Source organism: Neobacillus rhizosphaerae (assembly GCF_050477885.1).
GTDB classification, from domain to species: Bacteria; Bacillota; Bacilli; order Bacillales; family Cytobacillaceae; genus Neobacillus; species Neobacillus rhizosphaerae_A.
On the sequence record NZ_JBCNAC010000204.1, the window covers coordinates 1 to 2,522 of the forward strand.

At 43.2% G+C, this 2,522-nt stretch carries 3 protein-coding genes; 2 read left to right on the forward strand and 1 reads right to left on the reverse strand.

Features of this window, described 5'->3' with window-relative positions:
• Window positions 1-108 precede the first annotated feature (108 nt).
• A complete protein-coding gene (locus ABES03_RS25560; protein WP_430122007.1) occupies window positions 109-327 on the forward strand; it encodes a spore germination protein in 219 nt (72 codons plus the stop codon).
• 43 nt (window positions 328-370) lie between these two features.
• Here the strand turns inward: ABES03_RS25560 and ABES03_RS25565 are convergent, their stop codons facing one another.
• Window positions 371-811, reverse strand: coding sequence for a VanZ family protein (locus tag ABES03_RS25565; RefSeq protein WP_430122009.1), 441 nt, complete (start codon window positions 809-811; stop codon window positions 371-373).
• Window positions 812-1,120: 309 nt separating this feature from the next.
• Between ABES03_RS25565 and ABES03_RS25570 the strand changes: the two genes are divergently transcribed.
• Entirely contained in the window at window positions 1,121-2,470 is a 1,350-nt protein-coding gene (locus ABES03_RS25570; protein WP_430122011.1) for an MFS transporter, read from the forward strand.
• Window positions 2,471-2,522 lie beyond the last annotated feature (52 nt).

The following is a 2,522-nucleotide window of genomic DNA, read 5'->3' on the forward strand; positions in this document are numbered from 1 at the left end:
GGACAGTCCCCCGGCGCTTTAACGCAGCGGGGGACTGTCCCCAATGAACAAATGGTTGGACTTTAGCATAGACTACATTACACGTTTAATTGAAAAGGATGTTTGTGTATGTCTTTTGTGCCAGGGCAAGTGAAGATTGATACAGTGAGTGGCGGAATAGTACAGTTTGGCGGAGCGGTATTTGTATCGCCGAAGAGTGCTTCGAAAAGTTTCAGTGGTTCGGGTATTAGCAACACTGGTGTAAATATTGTAACGATTAATGGAGCAAGTTCAACCAATACAGTTGATACAGATGTGCTGGACCAGCCAATTGTACACGATAATTAAAAAAGAAGGAAAGAGCATGGGTGGTTGCTCTTTCCTTCTTTTTCTAATAGGCTCTCTTCTTTTTTCTAAAAAGATAAATGAGCGACAAAACAACCAATGCCCCACAGGCATCAATTAGGACATCCTTATAAGTAGCCGTCCTGCCGGGCATAAAGGATTGATGATATTCATCACTCATCGCGTATAGAGCCGTCAGAATCCAAGCGAGTAGATATGAAAAACGAGTGGTTTCAAGGGATTTGAACAATAAAAATGCTAAGATTCCAAAAGCAGTAAGATGTGTCGCCTTTCGAATAAGGAAGTTGATCACCTTAATCACCCCATGGTCCGCACTTGGTGTATCAATACTCTTGTGCTCCGTATCGACTACCTTTTCAATGGTCTTGGATGTATTTTCGCCCGTGAAGTACGGAAGCTGTGTCGCACAGAAGATTCCGGTCATCCAGATGATTACCGCAATAATCCACCACTTTCTCCTTCCCATGCGCAAAACCTCCTTTCGTTATATATGTCTATTTGTCCTATTTTACAGGAAAATGGACTTGTTACCTATTTATCTACACACTTTCGTGATATATCTACACATTTTCCAGAGATATCTACAGACTTTTAAACTTTATCTACACAAATTCCATCTATATCTACATATTTTAAGAGGATATCTACATATCTATTAAAAAAGCCAACCTCCCCGCCGCTTTCTTCTTGACAGGCACAACAATTTGCTTTACTATATCTCAAGTTCAAGATTTTTACATTTCGGAAATTTTTCGATAACAAAGGGGTTATATAGATGAAAAGCAGAACAACTGTGATGGTTAGTATTGTTCTTGCGATGTTAGTTGCATCCATCGATTCGACGATTATGAATACGACGATGCCCATCATTGCAAAAGAGTTAGGCCGTTTTGACCTCTATGCGTGGTCGTTCGCGTCCTACATGATTACCAGCACTATTCTTTCACCTGTGGCTGGTAGATTATCAGATTTATTCGGACGTAAAAGAGTATTTGGTACCGGAATCCTCCTATTCTTAGTTGGATCGCTCCTTTGCGGAATTTCCGCTAACATGGTCCAATTGGTCCTTTTCCGTGCCGTACAAGGAATTGGCGCGGGATTCATGATGCCGTTCCCTGCGATCATTGCCGGTGACTTGTTTTCCGTTGAAAAACGAGGCAAAATCCAAGCCTTGTTTACGGCGATGTGGGGCTTGTCCGCCGTACTTGCACCATTACTAGGATCATTCTTTGTAGAGTTTATGACCTGGCGCTGGATTTTCTTCGTCAATTTGCCGGTGTGCTTAATTTCGTTTATCACACTGCTTCCTTACAAAGAAAATTATCAACCTAGAAAAGCGAAGGTCGACTACATCGGCGCTATTCTATTCGCTGTCGGTGTCACGTTCCTGCTATTAGATACGATTGTGAAGGACAATCGCGTCCTATACGCAATCATCGGTATTGTCTTCTTAGTGGTCTTTTACTTTTTCGAAAAGAAACAAGAGTCACCTATCGTTCCGCTTTCAATGTTTAAAAATAAGATGATATCAAGCATCAACATCAATGCCTTTATTGGGACGACCGCTTTATTTGGGGCTTCCAGTTTTGTTCCGTTGTTCTTGCAAAATATCGCTGGGCTTTCGCTGTTCCTAAGCGGAGTGGCCTTACTCGGAACGGCTATTGGTTGGATGGCCGCGGCCGTGCCAGCAGGTAAATGGATCTTAAAGTATGGCTATCGCATCTTGTTAATCATCGGGAATGCTTTATTGTTCCTGTCTGGCGCACTGTTAACTCTGCTTGATCCAAGTCACGGTTTCTGGTTTATTTTTCTAGTGATGATTGTTCAAGGCTTAGCGTTCGGTCTACTCACTACCGTTGGCATGATCGGTGTGCAGCAGCTGGTCGGCGCAACGGAAAGAGGGATTTCCACTTCTTTCTTTATGTTCTGCCGGAATATGGGGACTGCCATTGGCGTAACCATCATGGGAGCGTTATTAACAAGCGGAGCCAACTTTATGCAAGGCATTCATCATCTCTTTATATTCGGGTTTGTAGGCAGTATCTTGGCCTTACTCACCTCCTTCCTGATTCAGAAGGACTCATCTGAACAACAAGGCTTGGTGGCTAAGCCGAAAATGAGTTAAAAAAACGAAAAAAGAGGGGACAGTCCCCCGGCGCGTTAAAGCGCTGGGGGAC